Annotated in this window: 8 protein-coding genes and 1 pseudogene; 1 reads left to right on the top strand and 8 read right to left on the bottom strand. The window is 70.2% G+C overall.

All coding sequences use genetic code 11. The features are described from left to right. The 7 genes and pseudogenes from Q8M88_RS09130 to Q8M88_RS09160 all read right to left on the bottom strand — a co-directional run. A pseudogene (locus tag Q8M88_RS09130) lies at window positions 1-340 on the bottom strand (hypothetical protein); the annotation flags it as partial. A gap of 193 nt (window positions 341-533) precedes the next feature. Then, on the bottom strand, window positions 534-1,265 hold the full coding sequence (locus Q8M88_RS09135) for a pseudouridine synthase (protein ID WP_305596589.1): 732 nt from the start codon (window positions 1,263-1,265) through the stop codon (window positions 534-536). Then, window positions 1,262-2,173 carry a class I SAM-dependent methyltransferase gene (locus tag Q8M88_RS09140; RefSeq protein ID WP_305596591.1) on the bottom strand — a complete coding sequence of 304 codons (912 nt, stop codon included), beginning with the start codon at window positions 2,171-2,173 and terminating at the stop codon, window positions 1,262-1,264. Before Q8M88_RS09140 ends, Q8M88_RS09135 begins: the two co-directional genes overlap by 4 nt. 6 nt (window positions 2,174-2,179) lie before the next feature. Continuing rightward, window positions 2,180-3,775, bottom strand: a complete 1,596-nt coding sequence (locus Q8M88_RS09145; RefSeq protein ID WP_305596593.1) for a peptide chain release factor 3 — start codon at window positions 3,773-3,775, stop codon at window positions 2,180-2,182. Between the two features lie 188 nt (window positions 3,776-3,963). Beyond that, a complete protein-coding gene (locus Q8M88_RS09150; protein WP_305596595.1) occupies window positions 3,964-4,137 on the bottom strand; it encodes a response regulator in 174 nt (57 codons plus the stop codon). Between the two features lie 335 nt (window positions 4,138-4,472). Further along, window positions 4,473-4,895: a hypothetical protein gene (locus Q8M88_RS09155; RefSeq protein WP_305596597.1), complete on the bottom strand. Its 423-nt coding sequence runs from the start codon at window positions 4,893-4,895 to the stop codon at window positions 4,473-4,475. A 54-nt stretch (window positions 4,896-4,949) separates the two neighbouring features. Further along, complete coding sequence (locus Q8M88_RS09160) at window positions 4,950-5,282, bottom strand: DUF1491 family protein (protein ID WP_305596599.1); 333 nt, start codon at window positions 5,280-5,282, stop codon at window positions 4,950-4,952. Window positions 5,283-5,405: 123 nt separating this feature from the next. On the opposite strand from Q8M88_RS09160, the gene Q8M88_RS09165 reads away from it, so the two are divergent. Beyond that, entirely contained in the window at window positions 5,406-6,284 is an 879-nt protein-coding gene (locus Q8M88_RS09165; protein WP_305596601.1) for a hypothetical protein, read from the top strand. On the opposite strand, the gene Q8M88_RS09170 is transcribed toward Q8M88_RS09165, so the two are convergent. Next, the coding region (locus Q8M88_RS09170; RefSeq protein ID WP_305596603.1) for a sensor histidine kinase KdpD at window positions 6,281-6,603 on the bottom strand (323 nt) is incomplete at its 5' end. The genes Q8M88_RS09165 and Q8M88_RS09170 overlap by 4 nt on opposite strands.

Genomic DNA, 6,603 nt, shown 5'->3' on the forward strand with positions numbered 1-6,603 from the left:
CCTGCTCGCAGCGGGCGCGCGCCCAGCCGTCGGGCCGGCGGTTGCGGTCGAAGGCGTTCGCGGCGATTTCGGCGGTGGCGGCGGCCTTGCGCAAGGAGGCGGCGTCGCCGGTGCGCCGGGCGACCTCGCGCCAGACGATGGCGGCCTCCAGGCGGCGCTGGGCCTTGTCGCGGGCGCTGATGCGGCCGGCGGCCACGTCGGCGGCCTTGCCCTCGCGGACCAGCAGCCGCAGGTCCAGCAACTCCATCAACGCGTGGTCGCCGCCGGTCAGCCCGTCCGAGAACGGCTTCAGCGCATCGGCGCTGAACATGCGCCTAAGCTCCCGGGCGAATTCGAACATGCACGCGACTCCGACTGACCCGGAAGGCGTCCCACGCCGGGACGCCGCGAACGGGTTCAGTCGATGATCAGCAAAGCCGGAGCCGGGCGCTTTAACAAGTCATTAACCTATTACTTAAAATTGATCTGAAGTTGGCCCAAAGCTTGCATGTGGTTAATGCGAAACGCCGACACAAGCCTTCAGCGTTGCTTGATCACTTGGCCGCGAAGATCGCCTCGGACTCGGCAGACGTGAGGATGCGGTGCTCGCCAGGCGCCAGATCGCCGGGCAGCTCCAGCGCGCCGATGCGGTCGCGATGCAGGGCGGCGACGTGATTGCCCACGGCGGCGAACATCCGTCGGACCTGGTGATAGCGGCCCTCCGTGATGGTCAGATAGGCGCTGGTGGCCGACAACGGCTCCAGCAGCGCGGGCGCGAGCGGCTTGCCCTCGCCCTCCAGCATCAGCTCGCCGGCGGCGAAGATCGCCGCCTCGCCGCCATCCATGGGGCGCTCGAGCGTCGCCAGGTAGCGCTTGGGCACGTGGGACTTGGGCGAGATCACCCGGTGCAGCAGGCGGCCGTCGTCGGTGATCAGCAGCAGGCCGGAGGTGTCCTTGTCCAGCCGGCCGATCGACGACAGCGCCGGATCGCGGGTGCGCCAGCGCACGGGCAGCAGGTCGTAGACCCGCTCGCCGTCCTCCTTGTGCGAACAGACCACGCCGAGCGGCTTGTGCATCATCAGGGCGAGCGGCGCGGGCGGATCGAGCGGGATGCCGGCGACGGTCATCCGCCAGGCCAGGTCCGGCCCCACCGGGACGTGCTTCGCAGCGTCGGTGATGCGGACGCCGTCCAGCAGCACGAGGCCCTGCGCCGCCAGCTTCTGGACCTCGCGGCGCGAGCCGTAACCCATGTTGGCGAGCAGGCGGTCGAGGCGGGCGGTGGTCATCGGCGGGCCTCGTAGACCTTGTAGCCGTCGCTTTCGGCCAGCAGCGAGACGGCGGCGAAGTCGGCGCGCAGCGGGGCTTCGTATGGCAGATGCCGGTTGGCCACCAGCCAGCAGCGGCCGCCCCGTTTCAGCGCGCCGGCGGCGGCGGCGACGAAACCCGCGCCCAGGGACTGATCCTCCGCGCCGGCGGCGTGGAACGGCGGGTTCATCACCACGAAATCCAGGTCCGACGGCAGGGCGCCGGGCTGGCGCACGTCGGCCCAGGCGAAGACGGCGCGTGGGTCGACGACATTGCGCCGCGCCGCATCGACTGCACGGCGGTCGAGGTCGGCAAGGATGAGACTGGAGACGGATGCGGCGTCCAGCACCTTGCCGCCCAACAGGCCGATCCCGCAGCCAAGGTCGGCGCCGCGCCCCTGCATCGCGGGCAGCTGCTTGAGCAGCAAGGCTGTGCCGGGGTCGATGCGGTCCCAGCTGAACACCCCGGGCTGGGTCCAGAGGTCGAGGCTGGGATCCAGGCGGGCCGCGCCGGCGGCGATGGCGGTGTCCAGACCCGTCGGCGCGTCCGGCCGCGCACAGGCGCAGATCCGGTGATGGCGGCGCGAGGTCTCGTCCACCTTGCAGCCGAACGCCTCCAGGACCTTGCGCAGGCGCGCGCCGCCCTTGTCCTTGGCCGCGAGCGCCGTGAGCCGGCCGCCGGGGCGTAGCGCGCGCAGGGCGTGGGCCAGGACGGCGTCGCGCTCCAGCGTACCCGGCGGGGCGAGCACCACCGCCTCGCCAACGGCCGCGTCAGCGATGGTTTCGAGCGCGCTCGAGCCCGGGATCAGCGGTGAGGTCTGGGTGGCGCCGCGCGGCGCGGCGGCGACGTCGGGCCTTGGCAGGCCGTAGAGGAGGGCGGCGGCGTCCATCGCGCCTCAGCCGCGCTCCTTGGTCCGTTCGAAGGCGAGCTGGGGGTGGCGCTCGGCGGCGTAGTTGATGTCCCAGGCGGTCTTGGCCAGGTAGACGGGCTGGTCGTCGATATCGTCGGCCATCGCCGTCTTGTGGGTGTCGATGAAGGCGTCGATGTCGGCTTTGGCGCCGGTCAGCCAGCGAGCCTCGGCGTAGGGGCTGGGCTCGAAGACCACGTCCAGGGCGTATTCGTTGGCCAAGCGGTCGGCCATCACCTCGAACTGCAACGGCCCCACCGCGCCGACGATAAAGTCCGCGCCGAGTTGCGGGCGGAACAGTTGGGTCACCCCCTCCTCCGCCAGGCCCTCAAGAGCCTTTTTCAGATGCTTGGCCTTCAGCGGATCCTTGACCCGAACGCGCTGCAGGATCTCGGGCGCGAAGTTCGGCAGACCCGCAAACCTCAGCGTGCCGCTCTCCGACAGGCTGTCGCCGACCCGCAGCAGGCCGTGATTGGGGATGCCGATGACGTCGCCGGCGAACGCCTCCTCCGCCAGCTCGCGGTCGGAGGCGAAGAACATGATCGGCGCGTTCACCGACAGCTGACGGCCGGTATTCTGCACCTTCAGCTTCATGCCGCGGGTGAAGTCGCCGGAGCAGAGCCGCAGGAAGGCGATACGGTCGCGGTGGTTGGGGTCCATGTTGGCTTGGACCTTGAACACGAAGCCGGTGACCTCGGAATCGCCGGGCGCCACGTGGGTTTCGGCGCCGCCCTTGGTCGCGGCCACCGCCTTGGGCGGCGGGGCGTAGGCGCCCAGGCCCTCGAGCAGCTCCTCGACCCCGAACTTGCGCAGCGCCGAGCCGAAGAACACCGGGGTCATATGGCCTTCCAGGAAGGCCTGGGGATCGAAGGGCTTGGAAGCCTCCTGCACCAGCATGGCGCCCTCCTCCACCTCGGCCTGCTCGTCAGGGTCGAGATAGGTGACGATGGCGTTGGAGTTGGCGGCGACGGCGGCGGGATGGCCCTCGTCCTTCTCCGTCTTCTTGGCGAACGGCAGGAAGCGCTTGCGGCGCAGGTCCATCATGCCCTTGAACCGACCGCCCGATCCGGCCGGCCAGTAGAGCGGCGCAGGGTCGAGCGCCAGCTTGCCGGCGATCTCGTCGAGCAGGGCGAAGGGGTCTTGGGCCTCGCGGTCCATCTTGTTGATGAAGGTGACGATCGGGATGTCGCGCAGGCGGCAGACCTCGAACAGCTTCAGGGTTTGCGGCTCGATGCCCTTGGCCGCATCCAGCACCATCACCGCCGCATCGGCCGCCGTCAGCGTTCGGTAAGTGTCCTCCGAGAAGTCCTCGTGGCCTGGCGTGTCCAGCAGGTTGAACATCAGGCCCGCGTGGTCGAACGTCATCACGCTGGCCGACACCGAGATGCCGCGCTCGCGCTCGATCTTCATCCAGTCGGAGCGGGTGCGGCGGTTCTCGCCGCGCGCGCGCACCTGCCCCGCGGCGCGGATCGCCCCGCCGGCCAGCAACAGGTTTTCGGTCAGCGTGGTCTTGCCGGCGTCGGGGTGGGAGATGATCGCGAAGGTGCGCCGGCGCGCGGCCTCGGCGGCGGGAGAGGTGCTCATGGCCGCCGGGTTAGCCCAGCCCGGGCCCAGAGGCAAAGGCGCGGGTCAATTCCCCTTGGTCGCTTTCGCCGTCAGGTCGCCGTGGAGCGACGCGCTTGGGACGGATCCGCCAGCAGCAGCTCTATCGCTGCGAACAGGTTGGCGAGCTCGATCGGCTTCGCCACCGAATGATCGACGCCAGCCTCGGCCTACTCATTCCCCTGATGATTCACGACGTTGGCCGAGAAGGCGATGATCGGCGTGCGACGCCCGATAGTCGCCTCATGCGCGCGGATCGCCCGCGTCGCCTCGGCGCCGTAGATCTCCGGCATCTGGATATGCATCAGGATCACGTCGAAACGGCCGCATTGTACGACTGACACAAAGGGTCTTTATCCCGCCGGCTGGCCCCTATCAGGAGGGGTGGGGACTTACGGGCGCAAGATGCAACAGATTGAGGTCGTGGCGTTCGGCCGCAGCTGGGCGATCAAACACGGAAGCGGGTTCCTGGGCGTGCTCGCGGACCGCGACGAAGCCATGCGGATCGCGCTCTCGCTAAGCGCCTGGTTGTCCGAAACGCCCGCTCCTCAAGCGCAGGCTGCGGTTTCCACGACCCCGCGCCGAAGCCCGCGCAGCGCGGGCTCCCAACGCGCCGCCTGACCGGTTGGCGGCGTGTCGGCCAGTTGCCCGCGCCACCGGCGCGGCCTGAGCCAAATCCCTAAGCTGCGAAGCGTTTCCAAACCTGGCGGTCGGCGGCCACCACATCGAGACGGCCGGCGTCCTGGCGCTGGTGCAGCACGCCCATCACCCGCGCCGGCACGGCGGTGAAGCGCACCACCACCTCAGCCGGCAAGCACTCCAGGCTGGGGGCGATGAACAGGGCGGCGTTGAAGCCCTTGCCCTTGGCCGCAAGGAGGGCCGCCAGCCGTTCCGCCATCTGCGGCTGGGTCCGGTGCAGCAGCGGGTGTTCGGCGTAGAACTCCTGCCCCAGACGGATCACCGCCTCGAAGCTGAGCGCGCTCAGGCGTCGCCCGCCCAGCTTGCCGGGCGTCGGCGCCTTGCGGACATCGACTACGAGGTCGTTGAGCAGGAACAGGGGAAAGTCGGAACCGGTGGTCAGCACACGGGCACCATGCCGCATCGGGCTTTCCCGGCCGTGGACGAACGCGGTTAAGACCTATCAACCTTGCACCGCTCAATCCTTCTCCACGTCCTCGGTCAGGAAATGGCGACCCTGGCGATCGTCGATCTCCACCACCCACACGTCGGGATCGATGCGCGCCGTGCGCTCGATGTAGCGGTCGAGTTCGGCCTCGTCGTGGGAGCGAACCGGCCGCATCCACACGCGCTCGCCGTCGCCGCGCGTGGCCTCCGCGTAGAGACTGGCCTGGCCCTTCGCCCGGTCCAGCGCCTTCACCAGCACGGTTCCCGCGCGCATGTCGCCCTTGCGCGCCACGACCGCGAAGGCGCCGCCGATCTCCGCCCGGCGGATCAGCGCGCCCACCCAGACGTCGGTCGCAAGCAGCATGGTCGGCCTCGGGTTCGATAACGGTCGGGAAACACGGGCGCACTAACCTGCGCGCCTGCTCCTTGGACCATAGACGGCCGACATCAAAGCATGACTAGCGCCCGAACGCAGCGACGCCGCCCCGTGCGGGTCCGCTCTGCCGTGCTCGCGGCGATGGCCCTAGGCGCGACGCCAGCCATATCGTTGGCCGCCAACGACGTTCTTTACGAGCGCGCGCTGATGAGCGCAGCCGGCGAACGTTGCGGGCTGTTCGCCGCCCCGGTGAGCGCGGCGCTGGCCGCCGGACGGGCCCAGGCGCGCAACGCAGCCCTGCGGGGCGGCGCCGATCCTGCCGACCTCTCGGCGGTGGAAGCCCGCGCCCGAGCCACGGCGCAACGGACAGCCTGCAACTCCGCCGATCTTCAACAAGCCGCCGAGCGGATTCGCAGCGCATTCCAGGGCTACGCCGCGATGATGCGGATGAACTATCCCGGCGACTTGGCCGACTGGCGCGCAGACCGCAACGACGGACGGGCGCAGCGTTGGCGCCTGGCGCAGGAGGTGCAGTTCGGCCGCGACCGGATGACCTTCGGCCTAGCCGGGCGCGAGGGCGAAGGGGTCCTGCTGGCGGTCGGGGTGTTCGCCGACGGCCGCACGCCGTACGCCGCGCGGCTGGTGATGCGCGATCCCGGGCGCAGCCTCGGCCCCTATCTCGACCGGCGCGGCGCAGCCTCTCTGCGACGCCTGCCGCTGGCCAAGCGCATGCCGCCGAGCGCGCTCGCGACCTTCACCGCCGAGGCTCGCAGCACGGCCGGCGCGGATCTCGCCGGCAAGGACGTCGACGGCGCCTGGGCGTTCCGCTTTCCCGCCGCCGCGGCGCTGCGGTTGTCGGAGTTGGACCCGCGTGAGGCCGTGGCCGTGGAGTTCCTGTTCGCCGGGCGCAAGGACGAGACCCGCCGCGCCTATGTCGAGGTCGGCGATTTCGCCGCCGGCCGCGCCTTCCTGCAGACCGCGCGGCGCTAGGCTTCGGCCGCAGGCTCGACCGGCTCCAGCACGGGCAAGCGCACGGTGACCGAGGTCCCGTCACCCAATCGGCTTTCGATCAGCATCTCGCCGCCGTGCAGCTCGGCGAAGGCGCGCACCAGCGACAGGCCCAGTCCCGTGCCCCCGGCCCGCTGGTCGGCGCCGCCGGCCTGCTCATAGGGCCGGCCCAGGCGCTCCAGGTCCTCGGGGCTGATGCCGACGCCGCTGTCGGCGACGATCAACTCCAGCATCTTCCCCACGCCCTCGGCGCTGACGGTCACCGATCCGCCCTTCGGCGTGAACTTCAGCGCGTTGGAGA

The sequence above is a fragment of the Phenylobacterium sp. genome, assembly GCF_030693805.1.
Lineage (GTDB): Bacteria > Pseudomonadota > Alphaproteobacteria > Caulobacterales > Caulobacteraceae > Phenylobacterium.